Source organism: Streptomyces arenae (assembly GCF_022343545.1).
GTDB lineage: Bacteria > Actinomycetota > Actinomycetes > Streptomycetales > Streptomycetaceae > Streptomyces > Streptomyces humi.
Genome location: NZ_JAKQYH010000055.1, coordinates 54,489 through 73,285, shown reverse-complemented (window position 1 = coordinate 73,285; position 18,797 = coordinate 54,489). Strand labels below are relative to the sequence as shown.

The 18,797-nt window shown below is 69.9% G+C and carries 22 protein-coding genes, 1 tRNA gene and 1 riboswitch; of the genes, 14 read left to right on the top strand and 9 right to left on the bottom strand.

Annotated features, from left to right (window positions below; translation table 11 throughout):
- Positions 1 to 26: 26 nt before the first annotated feature.
- On the top strand, positions 27 to 539 hold the full coding sequence (locus MB828_RS24825; protein WP_301650159.1) for a hypothetical protein: 513 nt from the start codon (positions 27 to 29) through the stop codon (positions 537 to 539).
- A 64-nt stretch (positions 540 to 603) separates the two neighbouring features.
- On the opposite strand, the gene MB828_RS24820 is transcribed toward MB828_RS24825, so the two are convergent.
- Positions 604 to 1,062 (bottom strand): type II toxin-antitoxin system PemK/MazF family toxin, encoded by a 459-nt coding sequence (locus MB828_RS24820; protein ID WP_133021655.1) that lies wholly within the window; start codon positions 1,060 to 1,062, stop codon positions 604 to 606.
- A 237-nt stretch (positions 1,063 to 1,299) separates the two neighbouring features.
- On the opposite strand from MB828_RS24820, the gene MB828_RS24815 reads away from it, so the two are divergent.
- The gene (locus MB828_RS24815; protein ID WP_133021656.1) at positions 1,300 to 2,052 is read left to right on the top strand and encodes an MBL fold metallo-hydrolase; all 753 of its coding nucleotides are present in this window, start codon (positions 1,300 to 1,302) and stop codon (positions 2,050 to 2,052) included.
- A gap of 117 nt (positions 2,053 to 2,169) precedes the next feature.
- On the opposite strand, the gene MB828_RS24810 is transcribed toward MB828_RS24815, so the two are convergent.
- On the bottom strand, positions 2,170 to 3,417 hold the full coding sequence (locus tag MB828_RS24810) for a PTS transporter subunit EIIC (protein ID WP_133021657.1): 1,248 nt from the start codon (positions 3,415 to 3,417) through the stop codon (positions 2,170 to 2,172).
- Positions 3,418 to 3,549: 132 nt separating this feature from the next.
- Complete coding sequence (locus MB828_RS24805; RefSeq protein WP_133021658.1) at positions 3,550 to 4,848, bottom strand: PTS transporter subunit EIIC; 1,299 nt, start codon at positions 4,846 to 4,848, stop codon at positions 3,550 to 3,552.
- A 189-nt stretch (positions 4,849 to 5,037) separates the two neighbouring features.
- Here MB828_RS24805 and MB828_RS24800 point away from each other — a divergent pair, with 189 nt between their 5' ends.
- The 4 genes from MB828_RS24800 (at position 5,038) to rdgB (ending at position 7,266) form a co-directional block, all read left to right on the top strand.
- Positions 5,038 to 5,271: a glucose PTS transporter subunit EIIB gene (locus MB828_RS24800; protein ID WP_071372245.1), complete on the top strand. Its 234-nt coding sequence runs from the start codon at positions 5,038 to 5,040 to the stop codon at positions 5,269 to 5,271.
- An 84-nt stretch (positions 5,272 to 5,355) separates the two neighbouring features.
- On the top strand, positions 5,356 to 6,096 hold the full coding sequence (gene rph / locus MB828_RS24795; protein WP_046730544.1) for a ribonuclease PH: 741 nt from the start codon (positions 5,356 to 5,358) through the stop codon (positions 6,094 to 6,096).
- Between the two features lie 117 nt (positions 6,097 to 6,213).
- Complete coding sequence (locus tag MB828_RS24790; protein ID WP_133021659.1) at positions 6,214 to 6,621, top strand: hypothetical protein; 408 nt, start codon at positions 6,214 to 6,216, stop codon at positions 6,619 to 6,621.
- A gap of 33 nt (positions 6,622 to 6,654) precedes the next feature.
- Entirely contained in the window at positions 6,655 to 7,266 is a 612-nt protein-coding gene (rdgB, locus tag MB828_RS24785; protein ID WP_301650158.1) for an RdgB/HAM1 family non-canonical purine NTP pyrophosphatase, read from the top strand.
- A 44-nt stretch (positions 7,267 to 7,310) separates the two neighbouring features.
- Here the strand turns inward: rdgB and MB828_RS24780 are convergent.
- From MB828_RS24780 to bcp, 4 genes are all read right to left on the bottom strand, one after another.
- Positions 7,311 to 7,395, bottom strand: a tRNA-Leu gene (locus MB828_RS24780).
- A 53-nt stretch (positions 7,396 to 7,448) separates the two neighbouring features.
- Entirely contained in the window at positions 7,449 to 8,102 is a 654-nt protein-coding gene (locus MB828_RS24775; protein ID WP_301650157.1) for an HNH endonuclease, read from the bottom strand.
- Positions 8,099 to 8,740, bottom strand: a complete 642-nt coding sequence (locus tag MB828_RS24770; protein ID WP_301650156.1) for an HNH endonuclease signature motif containing protein — start codon at positions 8,738 to 8,740, stop codon at positions 8,099 to 8,101. Before MB828_RS24770 ends, MB828_RS24775 begins: the two co-directional genes overlap by 4 nt.
- Positions 8,741 to 8,881: 141 nt before the next feature.
- Positions 8,882 to 9,349 carry a thioredoxin-dependent thiol peroxidase gene (bcp, locus tag MB828_RS24765; protein ID WP_301650155.1) on the bottom strand — a complete coding sequence of 156 codons (468 nt, stop codon included), beginning with the start codon at positions 9,347 to 9,349 and terminating at the stop codon, positions 8,882 to 8,884.
- Between the two features lie 96 nt (positions 9,350 to 9,445).
- On the opposite strand from bcp, the gene MB828_RS24760 reads away from it, so the two are divergent.
- The 3 genes from MB828_RS24760 (at position 9,446) to sugE (ending at position 10,659) form a co-directional block, all read left to right on the top strand.
- Positions 9,446 to 9,778 carry a DUF3618 domain-containing protein gene (locus MB828_RS24760; protein ID WP_046730548.1) on the top strand — a complete coding sequence of 111 codons (333 nt, stop codon included), beginning with the start codon at positions 9,446 to 9,448 and terminating at the stop codon, positions 9,776 to 9,778.
- A 24-nt stretch (positions 9,779 to 9,802) separates the two neighbouring features.
- Positions 9,803 to 10,159 (top strand): GroES family chaperonin, encoded by a 357-nt coding sequence (locus MB828_RS24755; RefSeq protein ID WP_093502483.1) that lies wholly within the window; start codon positions 9,803 to 9,805, stop codon positions 10,157 to 10,159.
- A gap of 52 nt (positions 10,160 to 10,211) precedes the next feature.
- Positions 10,212 to 10,307: riboswitch (guanidine-III (ykkC-III) riboswitch) on the top strand.
- 31 nt (positions 10,308 to 10,338) lie between these two features.
- Positions 10,339 to 10,659 (top strand): quaternary ammonium compound efflux SMR transporter SugE, encoded by a 321-nt coding sequence (gene sugE / locus MB828_RS24750; protein WP_133021662.1) that lies wholly within the window; start codon positions 10,339 to 10,341, stop codon positions 10,657 to 10,659.
- Positions 10,660 to 10,694: 35 nt separating this feature from the next.
- Here the strand turns inward: sugE and MB828_RS24745 are convergent, their stop codons facing one another.
- The gene (locus tag MB828_RS24745; RefSeq protein WP_301650154.1) at positions 10,695 to 13,016 is read right to left on the bottom strand and encodes a transglycosylase domain-containing protein; all 2,322 of its coding nucleotides are present in this window, start codon (positions 13,014 to 13,016) and stop codon (positions 10,695 to 10,697) included.
- Between MB828_RS24745 and MB828_RS24740 the strand changes: the two genes are divergently transcribed.
- From MB828_RS24740 to MB828_RS24720, 5 genes are read left to right on the top strand one after another with little or no spacing between them, the layout of a single operon-like run.
- Positions 13,003 to 13,836 carry a hypothetical protein gene (locus tag MB828_RS24740; RefSeq protein WP_301650153.1) on the top strand — a complete coding sequence of 278 codons (834 nt, stop codon included), beginning with the start codon at positions 13,003 to 13,005 and terminating at the stop codon, positions 13,834 to 13,836. The two genes, MB828_RS24745 and MB828_RS24740, sit on opposite strands and share 14 nt — an antisense overlap.
- A gap of 43 nt (positions 13,837 to 13,879) precedes the next feature.
- Positions 13,880 to 14,680, top strand: a complete 801-nt coding sequence (locus MB828_RS24735; RefSeq protein WP_301650152.1) for an ABC transporter permease — start codon at positions 13,880 to 13,882, stop codon at positions 14,678 to 14,680.
- A 43-nt stretch (positions 14,681 to 14,723) separates the two neighbouring features.
- The gene (locus MB828_RS24730; protein WP_207920492.1) at positions 14,724 to 15,488 is read left to right on the top strand and encodes an ABC transporter permease; all 765 of its coding nucleotides are present in this window, start codon (positions 14,724 to 14,726) and stop codon (positions 15,486 to 15,488) included.
- Positions 15,489 to 15,501: 13 nt separating this feature from the next.
- The gene (locus tag MB828_RS24725; protein WP_301650151.1) at positions 15,502 to 16,461 is read left to right on the top strand and encodes an ABC transporter ATP-binding protein; all 960 of its coding nucleotides are present in this window, start codon (positions 15,502 to 15,504) and stop codon (positions 16,459 to 16,461) included.
- Positions 16,462 to 16,493: 32 nt separating this feature from the next.
- Entirely contained in the window at positions 16,494 to 17,264 is a 771-nt protein-coding gene (locus tag MB828_RS24720) for a DUF1707 SHOCT-like domain-containing protein (RefSeq protein WP_301650150.1), read from the top strand.
- A 202-nt stretch (positions 17,265 to 17,466) separates the two neighbouring features.
- Here the strand turns inward: MB828_RS24720 and MB828_RS24715 are convergent, their stop codons facing one another.
- On the bottom strand, positions 17,467 to 18,792 hold the full coding sequence (locus tag MB828_RS24715; RefSeq protein ID WP_301650149.1) for an SGNH/GDSL hydrolase family protein: 1,326 nt from the start codon (positions 18,790 to 18,792) through the stop codon (positions 17,467 to 17,469).
- Between the last annotated feature and the right edge of the window lie 5 nt (positions 18,793 to 18,797).

Below are 18,797 nucleotides of genomic sequence, written 5' to 3'. Positions count from 1 at the left end.
TTCCCCGACGGAAAGGCGGACACCCCATGCGCCGTACGACGTTCCACCGCGCGTCGCTCGCCGCGGCGACGCTGCTCCTGCTGGCGGGCTGCGGCTCGCAGGGCGGGGGCGGCGACAAGGGCAGCGGCGCGGTGTCCCCCTCACCGACCGCGAGCCCGACCGCGAGCCCCAGCGCGAGCGCCACCCCGAGCGCCGGCGGCTCCTCCGCCGGCTGCACGCCCGTGACCTCCGAGCTCACCGCCGCGGACCGGGGCCGTACCTACTGCCTGGCCAAGGACGGCACCGTCCGGATCACCCTGGCCGGTACCGAGCAGCGCCCCTGGACGAAGATCACCGCGGGTGGCGACACGGCCGCCCTGAAGCCCATGAACTACGGGATCATGCTCCGCGGCGGTGACGCCGGAGCCGCCTACCAGGCGGTCGCCGCCGGCACCGTCACCCTCACCGCCACGCGCCCGCTGTGCGCGCAGCCCACGGCACCCGGCCAGGTCTCCTGCAAGGCCATCGAGGAGTGGCACGTCACCGTACGGGTGAACTGAGCGGGTGAAGAAGTGAGCCGGTGGAGAAGTGAGCGGGTGAAGAACCGAGCCGGTGAACCGAGCCTCACCCGGCCAGGTGGCGCACCTGGTCCCACAGCACCGGGTCGACCACGCCCACCCGGCGCCGGAACTCCCACACCGCGACCTCGCGCAGCTCGTCCGTCTCCAGGAAGCTCGGCCGGCCCTGGGCGTCCCCGACCGAGCCGGGCGGCAGCGGGATGACCCCGGCGCGCTCGTCGTGGTACTTGCTGGTGATCTTGGCGACGGTCGCCCGGTTGCCGCGCACCGCCAGCACCAGACACGGCCGGTCCTTGCCGCCGGGAGCGTCCTCGTAGGGCACGCTGGCCCACCAGATGTCCCCCGGGTGCGGCCGTCCGGTCCCCGGGCGGGTCCCCCGCGGGCGGCCCGGCGGGCGCGTGCGCTGCCCGCGCGGCCGGTGCCCCCTGCCCCAGCCGTCGACGAGCGTGGCGACCAGCGCGAGCAGGACCACCGCCGCGAGCGCGAGCCACCATGACGTGTCCATACGACGACGTTACCGGCGCGAGATAATCGACGCGCGCCCTTACGCGATCCTGATGCGCCCTCGGTCCAGCCGAACCGGTGACAGCACAGGTGAGTTCGCCCACAACGGCCCCTGGCGGAGGAGCGACCGGCTCTTTTGCGCCTTACGCTCGACAAACCGCACGACCCCCGCTCACCTCGTTTCCCGACTCCATTTCCCGGTCCGCCCGGGTGTCCCGCCAACGGAGGTTTCTGCTTCATGAAGCTCACCGTCGTCGGCTGCTCGGGGTCGTTCCCGTCCGCGGAATCGGCCTGCTCGAGCTACCTCGTAGAGGCCGACGGCTTCCGGCTGCTCCTCGACATGGGCAACGGCGCCCTGGGCGAGCTGCAGCGCCACTGCGGTCTCTACGACCTCGACGCGATCTTCCTGAGCCATCTGCACGCCGACCACTGCATCGACATGTGCGCCTACTTCGTGGCGCGCTACTACCGCCACGACGGCGGCCCGTGCCCCCCGATCCCGGTCTACGGCCCCGAGGGCACCGAGCACCGCCTCACCACGGCCTACGCCGACACCCCCACCGCCTCCTCGATGAGCGAGGTCTTCGACTTCCACACGGTCAAGCCGTCCACGTTCGACGTCGGCCCCTTCACCGTGCACACCGAGCGGGTCCGGCACCCCGTGGAGGCGTACGCCATCCGCGTCGAACACGCCGGTAAGTCACTGACCTACTCGGGCGACACCGGGGTCACCGACACGCTGGAGGTGCTGGCCCGGGACACCGACCTGTTCCTCTGCGAAGCCGCGTTCACGCACGGCAAGGAGGACATCCCGGACCTGCACCTCAACGGCCGCCAGGCCGGTGAGACCGCCGCCCGCGCCGGGGCCCGCAAGCTGGTCCTCACCCACATCCCGCCGTGGACCGACCCCAGCGTCAACCTCACCGACGCCCGCGAGGTCTTCGACGGCCCGGTGGAACTCGCGGTGCCGCGCGTGACGTACGAGATCTGACAGCCGTACCACGGAGTTCAGGACCGTGAGTACGGCGAAGGCGTGAGTACGGCGAAGGCCCCCGCAGCCGCCGGGCTGCGGGGGCCTTCGTCATGACTCATGCCGAGGCCGGACCACTCACGCCTTCGTGAGGTCCTCGATCTCCTCCTCGGGCTCACGGCCCGGAGTGGGGAGGTTGAAGCGGACGATGGCGAACCGGAAGACGAAGTAGTAGACCGCCCCGAACACCAGGCCGATCGGGATGATCAGCCAGGGCTTGGTCGCCAGGTTCCAGTTGAGGATGTAGTCGATGACACCCGCGGAGAAGGTGAAGCCCGCGTGCACCCCGAGCGCCCAGGTGATCGCCATGGACAGGGCGGTGAGCACCGCGTGGATCACGTACAGCAGCGGCGCGATGAACATGAACGTGAACTCGATCGGCTCGGTCACACCGGTCACGAAGGAGGTCAGCGCCATCGACATCATCATGCCCAGCACGGCCGCCCGGCGCTCCGGGCGGGCGGTGTGCGCGATGGCCAGGGCGGCGGCCGGCAGACCGAACATCATGATGGGGAAGAAGCCGGACATGAACTGACCGGCCGTCGGGTCACCGGCGAAGAAGCGGGTCAGGTCACCGTGCACGACCACGCCGGCCGAGTTCTTGAAGTCGCCGATCTGGAACCAGGAGACGGTGTTCACGAACTGGTGCATGCCGACCGGGATCAGCGCACGGTTGATCAGACCGAACAGACCCGCGCCGAAGGCGCCGAGACCGGTGATCCACTTGCCGAAGTCGGAGATGCCGTTGCCGATCGGCTCCCAGATCAGGCCGAAGAAGACGCCCATCACCGTGCCCACGAAGGCCATGATGATCGGGACGAGCCGGCGGCCGTTGAAGAAGCCGAGCCAGTCCACCAGCTTGGTGCGGTGGAACCGCTGCCAGACCACCGCGCCCAGCAGACCCATCACCAGGCCGCCCAGCACACCGGGGTTGTTGTACGTAGCGGCTATGTCCGCGCCCGCCTGGACCTTCGCCTCGGTGACCGGGAACGCCTTCAGGACGTTGCTGTAGACCAGGAAGCCGACCAGCGCCGCCAGCGCGGTCGAGCCGTCCGCCTTCTTGGCGAAGCCGATCGCGACACCGATACAGAACAGCATCGGGAGGTTGTCGAAGATCGCGCCACCCGCCGTGGCGAAGACCGCCGTGACCTTGTCGGGCAGGTGCAGCTTGTCATGGATGTCCTGCTGACCGAAGCGGAGCAGCAGACCGGCCGCCGGCAGCACGGCGATAGGGAGCTGAAGACTGCGGCCGACCTTCTGGAGGCCCTGGAACAGTCCGGATCCCCACTTCTTCGTGGGGGCCGCCGTTGCGGTGGCGGTAGTCATACTTCCTCCATCGGTGGTGGTCTACACCACTCAGTGGTGTAGACCTGTTGTACACGATGGGGGGCTTATAAGGAACCCGTCAATTCCGCAACCGGAGAACTACGCGCTGTACGCCTTTCGGACACGCGCTGCTCAGGCCTTCGTGACGTCCTCCACCTCGTCCTCCGGCTCCCTCCCCGGCGTCTTCAGGTCGAACCTCGTGATGGCGAACCGGAAGATCGCGTAATAGACGGCCGCGAAACCCAGGCCGATCGGAACGATCAGCCAAGGCTTCGTCGCCAGCCGCCAGTTGATGACGTAGTCGATCAGCCCCGCCGAGAAGCTGAACCCGTCGTGCACCCCCAGCCCCCACGTCACCGCCATCGACACCCCCGTCAGCACCGCGTGCACCGCGTACAGCAGCGGCGCGATGAACATGAACGAGTACTCGATCGGCTCGGTGATGCCCGTCACGAACGACGTCAGCGCCACCGACAGCATCAGACCGCCGATCTCCTTGCGCCGGTGCGGCCTCGCGCAGTGCGTGATCGCCAGCGCCGCCGCCGGCAGCGCGAACATCATGATCGGGAAGAAACCCGAGGTGAACTGCCCCGCGTCCGGATCGCCCGCCAGGAACATGTTGATGTCGCCGTGCACCGTCTGCCCGTCCGGCGTGGTGTAACTGCCGAACTGGAACCACAACGGCACGTTCAGGAACTGGTGCAGCCCGATCACCAGCAGCGCCCGGTTCGCCACCCCGAACACGCCCGCACCCCACGACCCCGCGTCCCGCAGCCACTGACTGAAGCTCTCCAGGCCGCTGCCGACCGGCGGCCACACCCACAGACACAGCACCGCGAACCCGATCGCCACGAACGACATGATGATCGGCACCAGTCGCCGCCCGTTGAAGAACCCCAGCCAGTCCACCAGCCGCGTCCGATGGAAACGGGCCCAGAAGTACGCCGTCAGCAACCCCAGCGCGATCCCCCCGAACACCCCCGGGTTCTGGAACGTGAACGCCGACACCGAACCGTCACGCACCTGGCAGCCGATCCCCGGCAACTCCTTCGAACCACCAGGACAGCCCTGCGGGAACTGGTGCAGCACCCCGTAATAGACGAGGAACCCCGCCACCGCCGCCAGCGCCGTCGAACCGTCCGCCTTCTTCGCCATCCCGATCGCGACCCCGACACAGAACAGCAACGGCAGCCCGATCGACCCGTCGAGCAGCGCGCCGCCCGCGCCCTTCATCACCTTGGACACGTCCGTCCAGCCCAGCCCCTGCTCCCCGAACACGTCGGGCTGCCCCAGCCGGTTCAGGATCCCCGCCGCCGGCAGCACCGCGATCGGCAGCTGAAGACTCCGCCCCATCTTCTGCAACCCCTGGAACAGGGCGTGCCACCGCTCCCGCGCGGGACTGACCGTGCTGTCGGCGCTCTCGGCACTCATCGCGCGTCCTCCGGGCCGCTCGGCTGCACCGCAGGGGGTTTGGCGACCGCCCGCCCGCTGGTGTAGACCAGTCGGCGACGGTTCCGCCGCGGTGCTCGCCATCATTCGGCACCCACGGCACGACCGCTCGCAAAGATGGGCCAACTGTGGGTTACTGCGACAAAGCGGTTCGGATCAGGGAGAAAGAACATGGCCAGCAAGGCTGAGAAGATCGTCGCCGGCCTCGGCGGAATCGACAACATCGACGAGATCGAGGGCTGCATCACCCGGCTGCGCACCGAGGTGCACGACGCTTCCAAGGTCGACGACGCCGCCCTGAAGGCCGCCGGCGCCCACGGCGTCGTCAAGATGGGCACCGCCATCCAGGTCGTCATCGGCACCGACGCCGACCCGATCGCCGCGGAGATCGAAGACATGATGTGAGCGTGAGCCCACCCGCTCACTCCCCAGGGGCTCTTCCCACCACAGGGCAGAGCCCCTTCTCACGCTATGGATAGGCTCGTCGTCATGTCACGCATCGACGGCCGCACACCCGAACAACTCCGCCCCGTCACCATCGAACGCGGCTGGAGCAAGCACGCCGAAGGCTCCGTCCTCGTCTCCTTCGGCGACACCAAGGTCTTCTGCACCGCCTCCGTCACCGAAGGCGTCCCGCGCTGGCGCAAGGGCAGCGGCGAGGGCTGGGTCACCGCGGAGTACGCCATGCTGCCCCGCGCCACCAACACCCGCGGCGACCGCGAGTCCGTCAAGGGCAAGATCGGCGGCCGCACCCACGAGATCTCCCGCCTCATCGGCCGCTCCCTGCGCGCCGTCATCGACTACAAGGCCCTCGGCGAGAACACCATCGTCCTCGACTGCGACGTCCTCCAGGCCGACGGCGGCACCCGCACCGCCGCCATCACCGGCGCCTACGTCGCCCTGGCCGACGCCGTCACCTGGGCGAAGGAACGCAAGCTCGTCCGGGCCGGCCGCCAGCCCCTCACCGGCACCGTCGCCGCCGTCTCCGTCGGCATCGTCGGCGGGATCCCGCTCCTCGACCTCTGCTACGAGGAGGACGTGAAGGCCGAGACCGACATGAACGTCGTCTGCACCGGCGACGGCCGCTTCGTCGAGGTCCAGGGCACCGCCGAGGCCGAACCCTTCGCCCGCGACGAACTCGACGCCCTCCTCGACCTCGCCGTCGCCGGCTGCACCGACCTCGCCGCCATCCAGCGGGCGGCCCTCGAATCCGCCGCGGCGGAACGGTAAAGGAAACCAAAAAAGCCGAGGCAACCCGGGCGGCCGCCCCAGCGTCCCTATGACTACGGGCGCACGGCACGAACAACCGTGCGCCCGGCCAGCCGTCAACGGGGAGGGAACACATCCATGGCCGCCAGCCGACGCCGAGGCCGTCGCACCAGCACCGCCATCGCCGCCGTAGCCGCGACCACCGCGCTCACCGCCGCCCTGCTCACCGGCTGCGACACCGTCGACAAGGCCCTGGACTGCGTCCAGACCGCCGACTCCATCGCCGACAGCGTCACCGAGCTCCAGCAGGCCGTCGAGAACGCCGCGAACGACCCCACCCAGGCCGACACCTCCCTCGACGCCATCCAGCGGAACCTGAAGAAAATCGGCGACAGGACCGACGACACCGACGTCAACAAGGCCGTCGACGGCCTCCAGAAAGCCGTGGACAACGTCCGCACCTCGATCAGGAACGGCGACTCGACCCCCGACGTCACCCCCGTCACCGACGCGGCCGGCGAACTCACCAAGGTCTGCACGCCGTAACCGGCCGCCGTGGCACTTGCGATACTGCCACCCATGACCACGACGCCCCGCCTGATCCTCGCCACCCGCAACGCCGGGAAGATCACCGAGCTCCGCGCCATCCTCGCCGAAGCGGGCCTGCCCCACGAACTGGTAGGCGCGGACTCGTACCCCGACATCCCCGACGTCCGGGAGACGGGCGTCACCTTCGCCGAGAACGCGCTCCTGAAGGCCCACGCCCTCGCCCGCGCCACCGGCCTGCCCGCCGTCGCCGACGACTCCGGCCTCTGCGTCGACGTCCTGAACGGCGCCCCCGGCATCTTCTCCGCCCGCTGGGCCGGCCGCCACGGCGACGACAAGGCCAACCTGGACCTGCTCCTCGCCCAGCTCTCCGACATCGCCGACGAACACCGGTCCGCCCACTTCGCCTGCGCCGCCGCCCTGGCCCTCCCGGACGGCACGGAACGCGTGGTCGAGGGCCAACTCCGCGGCACCCTCCGCCACACCCCGTCGGGCACGAACGGCTTCGGCTACGACCCGATCCTCCAGCCGGAGGGCGAGACGCGGACGTGCGCCGAGCTGAGCCCCGCAGAGAAGAACGCGATCAGCCACCGGGGCAAGGCGTTCCGGGCGCTGGTGCCGGTGGTGCGGGAGCTGCTGGGCTGAGAAACGGGAGAGGGGCCGCCCAGATGGACGGCCCCTTCTTTGGGTGCGGTCGGTGGGACTCGAACCCACACGGGATTTCTCCCACGGGCACCTAAAACCCGCGCGTATCGCCTATTTCGCCACGACCGCACCAAAACGGACATTTCTCAGAGCTGCCGTTTTGCTTCGCTCAGTGTACGGGGCTACGCCTTTCGGTGTGTGCCTCCTCGGCACCAGGTGCTCGTGGCCGCATGGCAGTTCGGGCACAGCAATCGCAGGTTCTGCTGCCGGTCGTCGCTCCAGTCCCCGTTGATGTGATCGACCTCCAGCGTCATGGGCTTGTCGAGCCAGACGGGACCGACTCCGCATTCGGCGCACTCCTCGGGCACGCCGACCTCGCGCAGAGCGCGGCGTAGTAGACAGGTCTTGGTCCGGCGCCTTCCATCGTGCTGGAGCAGAATTTCTTCGGCGCGCTTGGCGGGGACCATGCCGGGCTTGCCGCACTGGTGCGCCTGACCCAGGAAGTGCTCCGTTGCCAGGTGCTCCTCGGCGACCCACTGACGTAGTAGGGCGCGTTGTCTGCCGCTGTCGGGACGCCCAAGGGCGCGTAGCGCCCCCGCGATGGAGGTCGACCCGGCGACAGCCGTGCGTAGTTCGTGGCCTGTGGGGCGCGGCAACCTGCGCCAACGGCTGAAGTGTGAGACGTCGATGTCGAAGTGTGCGAAGCGCCGCATCAGGTAGCGATCGAGTTTGGCGTAGGGGCGCGTACCAAGGAAGGCGATGACCTCGTCGATGTTGGAACACTGTGCGGCTGCCTCGGCCAGCTGCTCCCGTGTGTACCGCTTGCCCCCGTTCATGAAACCCCACCTTTGCCACGGCCACGATAGTTGTCCGTCGTGGAGTGGCAGTTGGGGCACAGCAACCGCAGGTTCTCGATCCGGTTGTCACGCCAGTTGCCGTCGATGTGGTCGACCTCCAGTGGGAGCCGGTGTCCCCGCCAGACCGCCTCCGTACCGCACTGGGCGCAGCGCTCCGGCACGCCCATCGCTGTCATCGCCCACCTGAGCCGGTCGCTCGGGATGCGCCGGGCGCAGTCCTTCTGCTGCTCCACGAGTAGCCCATCGGGGGTCCGCGGCCGCCACGGCTTCCCCTGTCGCGTCGGCACCTGGAAATGCGAGGTGCCGATCCCGTACGCCCTGATCCGCCGACTGATGTGCGTGTGATGCCCGCCCACCACGTCCAGCCCTAGCCTGCGCAGCACCTCGCACATGTTCGTCGACGCCGCCACCGCCTCCTCCAGCACCTCCCGCGTCCACTTCACTCCCTCCCGCTCGAAGTGCGACACGTCCACACCCAGCTTCTTCATCCGCTCGTACACGTACCGCCGTGTCGAACTCCGCGGATCCACTCCCAGCCTCCCCAGCGCCTCCGACAACGTCCGCGCCCCACGAGCCGCCTCCTCCAGCCGCTCCCTGGTGTACGCACTGGCCCCCATCGAGCCCCCCTCCGTTCCGGCCGCGTGTTCGCCGCTCGTACGGAGTAACGGGTCGTTTGTCGGAGAGTCACGTCCGGAAGATGAGGAACGGCTCACACCAGGTGACCCGGTGTGAGCCGTCAGTGGTGGATCTGGGGGCCGTCAGATGGCCAGGTCTTTGATGATCTTGGCTACGTGGCCGGTGGCGCGGACGTTGTAGAGGGCTTTTTCGACCTTGCCGGTCTCGTCCACGATGATCGTGGAGCGGATGACGCCCAGGTAGGTCTTGCCGTAGTTCGTCTTCTCGCCGAACGCGCCGTACGCGTCCAGGACCTTCTTGTCGGGGTCGGCGAGGAGGGTGACCTTGAGGTTCTCCTTCTCGCGGAACTTGCCGAGCTTCTCCGGGGCGTCGGGGGAGATGCCGAGGACGTCGTAGCCGGCGTCGGCCAGGAGGGAGAGGTTGTCCGTGAAGTCGCACGCCTGCTTCGTGCAGCCTGGTGTGAGGGCCGCCGGGTAGAAGTAGACGATGACCTTGCGGCCCTTGTGGGCGGAGAGGGACACCTCGTTGCCGTCGGCGTCGGGGAGGGTGAAGTCGGGGGCTACGTCCCCGGGCTGGAGTCGCTCGCTCATCGGTCTAGCGTAACGGGGGGTCCTGACATGGCGACCGTGGCGAGAACTGACAGACTGTCCAGAACATGCAGTACGGCAGACTTCGGAGGGCCTACGGTGGCGGAGACGTCGGACACCAGAACCCCGGCGCAGATCGAGGCGGACATCAAGCGCCGCCGCGACGTGCTGGCCGAGACGCTGGACGAGATCGGGGTGCGCGTGCACCCGAAGACCATCGTCGGCGACGCGAAGGCCAAGGTCGCGGCCAACGTGGATCACACCCTCGGACGTGCCTACGTCCAGGTCAACCGGGTCGTGAGCGATGTGAAGGCCCAGTTCGTGGACGAGGAGGGCGCGCCACGGCTCGAGCGGGTCGTGCCGGTCGCCCTCGTCGCCGTGGGCGTGGTCGGGCTGCTGGTCTTCAGCGGCACCCGGCGGCGTAAGAGCTGACCAGAGGCAGGTAGGTTCAAAGGCGTGAGCGCCAAGAGAGACGAGCAGAGCAGCCAGCACGACAAGCTGCCCATCCGGATGCTGCACGACCGGGTTCTGGTCAAGCAGGAGACCGGGGAGGGCGAGCGCCGGTCGGGTGGCGGCATCCTGATTCCCGCCACGGCGGCGGTCGGGCGCCGGCTGGCCTGGGCCGAGGTGGTCGCGGTCGGTCAGAACGTCCGGACGGTGGAACCGGGCGACCGGGTGCTGTACGACCCGGAGGACCGTGCCGAGGTCGAGGTGCGCGGTGTGGCGTACGTGCTGATGCGGGAGCGCGATCTGCACGCGGTCGCCGCCGACCGGTTCGAGGGCTCGGAGGACTCGACCGGCCTGTATCTGTGATTCGACGGTAGAAAAGGGCTGGTGACTGCGGTCACCAGCCCTTTTTGTCGTTTCTTTGCTACCTTCGAAGGAGCCCGCCCGACGAGACGCGCCGTACCGGGACCGTGGGGGCCGCCTGGCCCGAGCGACAACGCAAAGACGACGCACCCCGTTCGCAACACGTCTCGGAGGTGTCCGTCATGGCCTGGGTCCTGCTCGTCGTCGCCGGTCTGCTGGAGGTCGGCTGGTCCGTCGGCATGAAGTACACGGACGGGTTCACCCGGCTGGTGCCCAGTCTGCTCACCGGCGGCGGGATCGTCGCCAGCATGGTGCTGCTGTCGTACGCCGCCCGGTCCTTGCCCATCGGCACCGCGTACGGCGTGTGGGTGGGGATCGGGGCGGCGGGGGCGGCGGTGTTCGGGATGGTGGTGCTGGGGGAGCCGGCCACCGCCGCCCGGATCTTCTTCGTGTGTCTGCTGCTGGTCGCCGTGGTGGGACTCAAGGCGACCAGCGGTCACTGACCGCCGCACCGGTCACCCCGGTGCGGCCGCGCCGGTCACCCGAAGCCGAAGCCGCCGTTGTCGCCCGCCGTGGTCCCCGTCGAGGTGCCGGAGTCGGTGCCCGACGTGGTCGTGCCGGTACTGGTGCCGTCGGTCGTGGTGCCGGTGGAGGTGCCCGAGTCGGTGCCGGACGTCGTCGTACCGGTGCTGGTGCCGGAGGCCGTACCGCCGTCGGTGGTACCGGACGTGGTGGAGCCGTTCGTCGTGGCGCCGCCGGTGGTGCCGCCGTTGCTCTGGTCGCCCCCGGTGGTGCCGCCGTTGTCCTGGCCGCCGTCGGTGGTGCCGCCGTTGGTCTGGTCGCCGGTGGTCCCGCCGTTGTCCTGGCCGCCGGTGCCCGGGGTGGCCGGGCTCCGGGTGGCCGGGGCCTCGGTCTCGGCGCCCGCCTGGAGGTCGAGGTCGAAGGCGAAGGGCGCGGTGCCCTTCAGGGCGGCCTTGGTGTACTGCGCCCAGATCTCGGTGGGGGCGCCGCCGCCGTTGATGCGGGCGAGGCCGAGCGCGCCGTACAGCGACTTGTGCTTCGCGGTGACCGGGTCCTGGCCCATCACGGAGACGACGGTGGCGAGGTCGGGGGTGTAGCCCGCGAACCAGGCGGCGTTGTCCTCCTCGGCGGTGCCGGTCTTGCCGGCCGCCGGGCGGCCGGCGGCCTGGGCGGCGGTGGCGGTGCCGTTGTCGACGACGCTCTGCAGGATCGACGTGGTGGTGTCGGCGGCCTGCCGGCTGACGGCCTGGGTCGTCTTGGACTCCGGCAGCTTGATCTCCTCCGTACCGTCCTTGGTGATCTTCTCGACCATGGTGTACGTGCCGTGCCTGCCGTGGTTGGCGAGCGTGGCGTACGCCTCGGCCATGTCGACGACGCTGGCGGTGGCGGTGCCGAGGGCGATGGAGGGGTACGGCTGAAGGTCCGGGGTGTCGGCGGGCAGGCCCAGGCCGATCGCGGTCTGCTTGACCTTGGACGGGCCGACGTCTACGGCCATCTGCGCGTACACCGAGTTCACGGACAGGTCGGTGGCCTTGCGCACGGTGATCTGGCCGTACGACTTCTCGTCCTCGTTCTCCGGTGCGTAGGCGCCGCCGGACCAGCCCTGGACGGGACGGCTGTTGGTGCCGTCGTAGTAGGTGTTCGGGGTGATGGTCTGGCCGGACTGGGTGGTGGAGCCGTTGTCGACGGCGGAGGCGAACACGAACGGCTTGAAGGTGGAGCCGACCTGGAAGTCGCCGCGGGTCGCGCCGTTGGTGTACTGCTTCACGTAGTCGATGCCGCCGTACATGGCGACGAGCTTGCCGGTCTTCGGGTCGACGGAGGCGCCGCCCGCGCGGACGTAGTTGTCGACCTTGTTGTTCTTCTTGTCCAGCTTGGAGATCAGCTTGTCGTCGACCGCCTTGACGAAGGCGTTCTGCTTGTCCTTCTCCAGGGTGGTGGTGATGCGGTAGCCGCCGGCCTCCAGGGAGTCCGAGTCGACGATCTTGTTCTTGATCAGGTAGTCGTTGACGGCGTTGACGATGTAGCCGCGCTGCCCGGACATGCCGGTGGAGACGGTCTGCTCCTTGGGCATCGGGAACTTCATGCCGGCCCGTGCGGACGCGCTGAGCCAGCCCTTCTTGACCATGCCGTCCAGGACGTAGTTCCAGCGGGCGACGGCCGCGGCCTTGTTCTCGGGGTGGGCGACGACGTCGTACTCGCTGGGCGCGTTGACGAGGGCGGCGAGGTAGGCGGCGCGGGCCGGGTCGAGGTCGGCCGCGTCCTTGCCGTAGTAGGCCTGGGCGGCGGCCTGGATGCCGTAGGCGTTACGGCCGAAGTAGCTGGTGTTGAGGTAGCCCTCCAGGATCTGGTCCTTGGACTCGCTGCGGTCCAGCTTGATCGCGACGAACACCTCCTTCACCTTGCGGGTGACGGTCTGTTCCTGCGCGAGGTAGTAGTTCTTCACGTACTGCTGGGTGATCGTCGAGCCGGACTGGGTGCCCTTGCCGGTCGCGGTGTTCCAGGCGGCGCGCAGCATCGCCTTGGGGTCGACGGCGGACTCGGTGTAGAAGTCGCGGTCCTCGGCGGCGAGCACGGCGTGCTGGGCGTCCTTGGACACCTGGGCGAGGGTCACGTTCTCCCGGTTGACCTCGCCGTCGCGGGCGAGCTGGGAGCCGTCGGCGTACAGGTACACGTTGGACTGCTTGATGGCGAACGCGTTGGCCGCGGGGATCTTCACCATCGAGTAGCCGAGGAAGAACAGGCCGATCAGCAGCAGGGTCCCGAGGACGAAGGTGCCGAGCACCATCCGCCAGGTGGGGATGATCCGGCGCCATCCGGTCCGCTTGGGCCTCTTCATCTTCTTCGCGCCCCCCTTCGGGTCCGGGCCGGTCGTGGGCGGCTCGGACCCGGACCCGGACCCGGATCCCGACCCGGATCCCATGGCCGCGGTGGGCGCTGCCGGCTTCGGCGCCCGGATCGCCGCGAGTTGCCGTGTCTGCGTGTCCTGCCCACCCCCAGCCGCCCCGGCCGCCCCAGCTGCCCTGGCCGCCCCAGCTGCCCCGGCCGGAGCCGCCTTCGTCGTCCCGCCGGCCGGCGTGGCCGGCTTCGGCTTGTCGGCCCTGACCGCGGTGAGCCGCTGCGTGTGCGCGTCACCGCCCGCCGCCCCCGGTGCCGCCTTGGCACCCCAGGTCACGGCCGCCGGGGGTCTCTTCGTCTCCCCGGCCGCCGTCGCCGACGAGGGCCTGCGGGCCCCCGGCACGACCGGCGGCGTCTTCCCGGCCTCGGCGGCGCCGGACGGCGTCTTCCCGGCCTCGGCCGCGCCGGACGGTGTCGCCCCCGACCCGCTCGTGGCGGACGGCGGTTCTCCCGGCCCGCTGCTCGTGGCCGGTGGTGGTGTCTTCGCCTCCTCCGGCGCCGCGGGCGGCTTCGTCTGCTTCTCCCCGGCCGCAGCCGGCGGCTCCGTCGGGCCTCCGCCGCCCTGGTTCGGCTGTTGCGGCTGCGGCTCGTCGCTCATGTCGTGCACGGACTCCTGTTTCGCGTCGTACGTTCTCTCCCGTACGACCTCGTACGCTTCTGCGCCCCCTGATGAAGACTCTCGCACCGCGCGTTCCGTTCCCGGATTCCGGCACGCTTCGGTCACGGAAATTGCGTGGCCTGCGGTGTCGCCGGCGCAGTAGGCTCCTGCGCTTCGGTGTCGGGCGGTCCGGGAGGTCGGTTGGCGTGGGCGCGGGACGGTTGTACACGGCCGTCGCGGCAGGGGGTTTCCGACGGTACGCGACGTACAGGGCGGCCACCGCGGCCGGGGTGTTCACCAATACTGCCTTCGGGATCATTCTCGTCTACACGTACTTGGCGCTGTGGGACGAGAAACCGCACCTCGGAGGCTATGACCAGACGCAGGCCGTCACCTATGTGTGGCTCGGCCAGTGCCTGTACGCGACGCTCGCCATCCAGGGCGGGGGTGTCGAAAAAGACCTGATGGAGCGTATCCGCACGGGCGCGATCGCGATCGACCTGTACCGTCCGGCGGACCTTCAGCTGTGGTGGCTGGCGACGGACCTGGGCCGTTCGCTGTTCCAGCTGCTGGGCCGGGGCGTGATCCCCTTCCTGTTCGGTGCGGTGTTCTTCCCGATGACGCTGCCGTCGGACGCCGGAACCTGGGCGGCCTTCCTGGTCGCGCTGCTGCTGGCGATGGTCGTCAGCTTCGGTATCCGCTACCTGGCGGCGCTGAGCGTGTTCTGGCTGTTGGACGGCATGGGCGTCAACCAGGTCATGATGATCACGGGGATCTTCTTCTCGGGGATGACGCTGCCGCTGAACGTGTTCCCGGGCGCGCTCGGCGAGATCGCGCGGGCGCTGCCCTGGGCGGCGCTGATCCAGACGCCGGCGGATGTGCTGATGGGGGAGACCGGCGCGCCGGAGGCGTTCGCGTTCCAGGCCGCGTGGGCGGTGGCGCTGCTGGTGGCGGGCCGGCTGCTGCAGTCGACGGCGACCCGGCGGGTGGTGGTGCAGGGTGGGTGAGCGTGCCCTGGAGGGGCTGCGGGCGTACCGGCTGATCGCCGGGATGTGGGTCCGCTCGACGATGATCTACCGGACCTCCTTCCTCCTGACGGTGGCCGGGAACCTGCTGGTGACCGGCCTGGACTTCGCGACGATCCTGCTGATGTTCACGCGGGTCGACTCGCTGGGCGGCTGGTCGCTGCCCGAGGTCGCCTTCCTGTACGGCCTGTCGGCGACCGCGTTCGGGGTGGCCGACCTGGTGCTGGGCTCGATGGATGTGCTGGGGTCCCGGATCCGGGACGGTTCCTTCGACACGCTGCTGGTCCGGCCGGCCCCGGTGCTGGCCCAGGTGGGCGCGGACCGGTTCGCGCTGCGCCGGCTGGGCCGGATCACCCAGGGCGGGGTGGTCCTCGGCTGGGCGGCGGTCTCGGTCGACGTCCACTGGACCGCGGCGAAACTGCTCCTGCTGCCGCTGATGGTGGGCAGCGGCGCGGTGCTCTTCTGCGCGCTGTTCGTGGCGGGCGCGGCCTTCCAGTTCCTGGCGCAGGACGCGGCCGAGGTGCAGAACGCGTTCACCTACGGCGGTACGACGCTCCTCCAGTACCCGCCGACGGTGTTCGGGAAGGACTTCGTGCGCGGGGTGACGTTCATGCTGCCGCTGGCCTTCGTCAACTGGGTGCCGGCCGCGTACGTCCTGGGGCGGCCGTACCCGCTGCGGCTTCCGGAGTGGACGGTGTGGTCGCCGCCGCTGGTGGCGGCGGTGTGCTGCGCGCTGGCGGGCCTGGCGTGGCGGGCGGGTCTCAGGTCCTATCGGAGTACGGGAAGCTGACGGGGAGTTGACGATGTTCATCGAGGTCGACGGGGTCGAGAAGGTCTTCGAGGTCCGCAAGAAGACCGGCTTCCTGAAACGGGAGCGCCGGCAGGTACGGGCCGTGGACACGCTCTCCTTCACGGTGGCGCGGGGCGAGATGGTGGGGTACATCGGGCCGAACGGCGCCGGGAAGTCGACGACGATCAAGATGCTGACGGGCATCCTGACCCCGAGCGCGGGGCGGCTGCGGGTGGCCGGCATCGACCCGTCCCGCGAGCGCACGAAACTGGCCCACCGCATCGGTGTCGTCTTCGGCCAGCGCACCACCCTGTGGTGGGACCTCCCGCTCGTCGACTCCTACCGGCTGATGCACCGCATGTACCGCATCCCGGACGCCCGTTACACCGAGAACCTGGACCGGCTGGTGGAACTGCTGGACCTGGGTGCGCTGCTGGACGTGCCGGTACGGCAGCTCTCGCTCGGTCAGCGGATGCGCGGTGACATCGTGGCCGCGCTGCTGCACGACCCGGACGTCCTCTACCTGGACGAGCCGACGATCGGCCTGGACGTCATCTCCAAGGCCAAGGTCCGCGAGTTCCTGCGGGAGTTGAACGTGGAGCGCGGCACGACGGTCCTGCTGACCACGCACGACCTCCAGGACATCGAGCAGTTGTGCTCCCGGGTGATGGTCATCGACCACGGGCGGCTGATGTACGACGGTCCGCTTGCCGGGCTGCACGAGGTGGGGGAGAGCGAACGGACCCTGGTGGTCGACCTGGAGCGGGAGCTCCCGCCGATCGAGGCGGGCGGGTCGGCGCGGGTGGTGCGGGTGGAGGGGCCGCGGCAGTGGCTGGCGTTCCCGGCGTCGGAGTCGGCGGCCCCTCTGGTGGCGCGGATCGCGGCGGAGTACCCGCTGGTGGACCTGTCCGTGCGGGAGCCGGACATCGAGTCGGTGATCGCGACGATCTACGCGGAGCGTACGACCGCGTAGTCCCGGCCGCCGGGAACTCGTAGTCTGCTGTCATGACCGACGATGCCCCGGAGTTGCGTGCCTCCGACGCCGATCGTGAACGAGTCGCCGAGATCCTCAGGGACGCCCTCGCGGAGGGGCGGCTCGACATGGCGGAGTTCGAGGAGCGGCTGGAGGCGACGTACCAGGCCCGTACGTACGGGGAGCTGGCGCCGATCACGAGGGATCTGCCGGCGACCGGCGCTCCCACGGTGTCGCTGACCAAGCCCCCGCTGGACGACGGCAGTTGGCGGAGCCGGATCGTGGGCGGCGAGGGCACCTCGTCCTGGGCGGTGGCCCTGCTCTCCGGTTTCCAGCGCAAGGGCCGCTGGACGGTGCCCCGGCGTTTCACCTGCTTCGCGCTCATGGGCGGCGGCGAGATCGACCTGCGCGAGGCGAACTTCGCGGACCGCGAGGTGGAGATCAACTGCGTGGCGGTGATGGGCGGGGTGAGCGTGATCGTGCCGCCGGGCGTCGAGGTGGTGATGCGGGGCATCGGCATCATGGGCGGCTTCGACCACCACGAGGAGGAGACGCTGCCGGATCCGGGCGCCCCCAGGGTGATCGTGACCGGCCTGGCGTTCTGGGGTGGCGTCGAGGTGGAGCACAAGGTGACGAAGGCAGAACGCCGCCGCCTCAAGGAAGAACGCCGCCAGGACAGACTGGCCCGCAGAGAGAACCGCCGAGAACTCCACGAGTCCCGCCACGACCTCCGCGAGCAACGCCGCGAACTCCGCGACGAACGCCGCGAAAACCGCCACCACCGCAGACACGACGACTACTGAGCAACGCCGATATCACCCCCACCACCGGCGGACCGAGGCGGAGCGGTTGTCTCACCGTCCGCGGCGACCGTTGGTGCGGTGACTGTCGACCAACACCAGGGCAGCCGACCCAGGGGCGCGGGGAACTGCGCGCTCAGCCCCCACGACCCCGCACCCGCCTTCACCGCTGTGGCGGATGGAGGGGGCGGTGGATCGACAGTCTCTACAGTGCCGCTGAGCTGCCGGCGGTCAGGTCGGGGAGGTTGAGGGTGGTGGCCATTTTTGTGAAGCCCTGGTTGTTGGGGTGGAGGTGGTCGCCGGAGTCGTAGTAGGGGCGAAGGCGGTCGGGGGCGTACGGGTCGCGCAGCGCCTTGTCGAAGTCGGTGACCGCGTCGTACACCCGGCCCGACCTGATCCGTTCGTTGATCTCCTGGCGCACCCGTTCCCTGGCCGGGGTCCAGCCCCGGTGGCCCCGGAACGGCATCAGGGTCGCCCCGACGACCCGGATCCCGTGGGCGTGGGCCGAGCGGACGAGCGCACGCAGCCCGCCGGTGACCGCGTCGGCGTCGGCGAGACCGGGGTTGCGGAGGATGTCGTTGATGCCGAGGTCGACGACGACCACCCTGACGTCGGGGCGGCCCAGCACGTCCCGGCTGAAGCGGCCGACGCCCCGCTCGTTCTCGGCGGGCCGCCCGAGCCCGTCCGCGAGGACCTGGTTGCCGCTGATCCCCTCGTTGACCACGCCGTAGCGCGGCACGCCCCCGCTGCCGCGCAGCCGTCCCGCCAGCACGTCGGGCCAGCGCCGGTTCGCGCCCGTCGTGGAGGTGACCCCGTCCGTCAGCGAGTCCCCGAACGCCACCAGCGTCCCGTCGGAGTCGTCGCTCAGCACGTCGAGGGCGGTGACGTAACGCCAGTACGGCGTCTGCCCGGTGTACGCGCCGCCGCCCGCGTCCTCCGTGCGGTCACCCGCCGCCGTGTACGAGATCTGACGGGCCCGCGGGTGGTAGGTGACAGGGCCGGACGCGGTGGGGGAGTAGGTGGTGACCAGCAGGTCCGCGCCGCGCGGCACCCGCAGCGCCACCGCGTCGCTGACGGCCTGCCCGCCCGCCGGTATGACCACGGAGACGGCCCCGCCGAAGGTGAGCCGCCGCATCGTCGCCGCGTCGGCCGCCGCCGTGCCGCGCCCCGCGGCGAGCGCGACGGACGCGTGGGTGAGGGTGAGCGCGGACTGCCCGTACAGGTTGGACAGGGTGACCCGGGCGCGCGTACCGGACATGCTGGTGTGGACGACGTTGCGCACGGAGCGGCCCGCGAGGCCGGTCCTCCCGGTGCCCGGTTCGCCGCCCACCGGGGCCGCGGCCCAGGAGCCGACCCAGGTGCCGGCGGAGACCGGCGCGGCCGAGGCGCCGTGCGGGCCGCCGCCCGGCACGGTGGTGGCCGTGGGCGTCCCGTCGTCGGCGGCCACGACGGCGTAGAGGGTGGCCGACAGGGCCACGATCAGGGCGACGACCGCTCCGAGCAGGGCGTACCCGTGGTGACGCCGGGTCATGCTGA

What these genes read in the sequence shown, in the direction of transcription:
- MB828_RS24825 (WP_301650159.1), top strand. Translation starts at nt 27, where the DNA reads ATGCGCCGTACGACGTTCCACCGCGCGTCGCTCGCCGCGGCGACGCTG.
- MB828_RS24820 (WP_133021655.1), bottom strand. Translation starts at nt 1,062, where the DNA reads ATGGACACGTCATGGTGGCTCGCGCTCGCGGCGGTGGTCCTGCTCGCG.
- MB828_RS24815 (WP_133021656.1), top strand. Translation starts at nt 1,300, where the DNA reads ATGAAGCTCACCGTCGTCGGCTGCTCGGGGTCGTTCCCGTCCGCGGAA.
- MB828_RS24810 (WP_133021657.1), bottom strand. Translation starts at nt 3,417, where the DNA reads ATGACTACCGCCACCGCAACGGCGGCCCCCACGAAGAAGTGGGGATCC.
- MB828_RS24805 (WP_133021658.1), bottom strand. Translation starts at nt 4,848, where the DNA reads ATGAGTGCCGAGAGCGCCGACAGCACGGTCAGTCCCGCGCGGGAGCGG.
- MB828_RS24800 (WP_071372245.1), top strand. Translation starts at nt 5,038, where the DNA reads ATGGCCAGCAAGGCTGAGAAGATCGTCGCCGGCCTCGGCGGAATCGAC.
- rph (WP_046730544.1), top strand. Translation starts at nt 5,356, where the DNA reads ATGTCACGCATCGACGGCCGCACACCCGAACAACTCCGCCCCGTCACC.
- MB828_RS24790 (WP_133021659.1), top strand. Translation starts at nt 6,214, where the DNA reads ATGGCCGCCAGCCGACGCCGAGGCCGTCGCACCAGCACCGCCATCGCC.
- rdgB (WP_301650158.1), top strand. Translation starts at nt 6,655, where the DNA reads ATGACCACGACGCCCCGCCTGATCCTCGCCACCCGCAACGCCGGGAAG.
- MB828_RS24775 (WP_301650157.1), bottom strand. Translation starts at nt 8,102, where the DNA reads ATGAACGGGGGCAAGCGGTACACACGGGAGCAGCTGGCCGAGGCAGCC.
- MB828_RS24770 (WP_301650156.1), bottom strand. Translation starts at nt 8,740, where the DNA reads ATGGGGGCCAGTGCGTACACCAGGGAGCGGCTGGAGGAGGCGGCTCGT.
- bcp (WP_301650155.1), bottom strand. Translation starts at nt 9,349, where the DNA reads ATGAGCGAGCGACTCCAGCCCGGGGACGTAGCCCCCGACTTCACCCTC.
- sugE (WP_133021662.1), top strand. Translation starts at nt 10,339, where the DNA reads ATGGCCTGGGTCCTGCTCGTCGTCGCCGGTCTGCTGGAGGTCGGCTGG.
- MB828_RS24745 (WP_301650154.1), bottom strand. Translation starts at nt 13,016, where the DNA reads ATGAAGAGGCCCAAGCGGACCGGATGGCGCCGGATCATCCCCACCTGG.
- MB828_RS24730 (WP_207920492.1), top strand. Translation starts at nt 14,724, where the DNA reads ATGTGGGTCCGCTCGACGATGATCTACCGGACCTCCTTCCTCCTGACG.
- MB828_RS24725 (WP_301650151.1), top strand. Translation starts at nt 15,502, where the DNA reads ATGTTCATCGAGGTCGACGGGGTCGAGAAGGTCTTCGAGGTCCGCAAG.
- MB828_RS24720 (WP_301650150.1), top strand. Translation starts at nt 16,494, where the DNA reads ATGACCGACGATGCCCCGGAGTTGCGTGCCTCCGACGCCGATCGTGAA.
- MB828_RS24715 (WP_301650149.1), bottom strand. Translation starts at nt 18,792, where the DNA reads ATGACCCGGCGTCACCACGGGTACGCCCTGCTCGGAGCGGTCGTCGCC.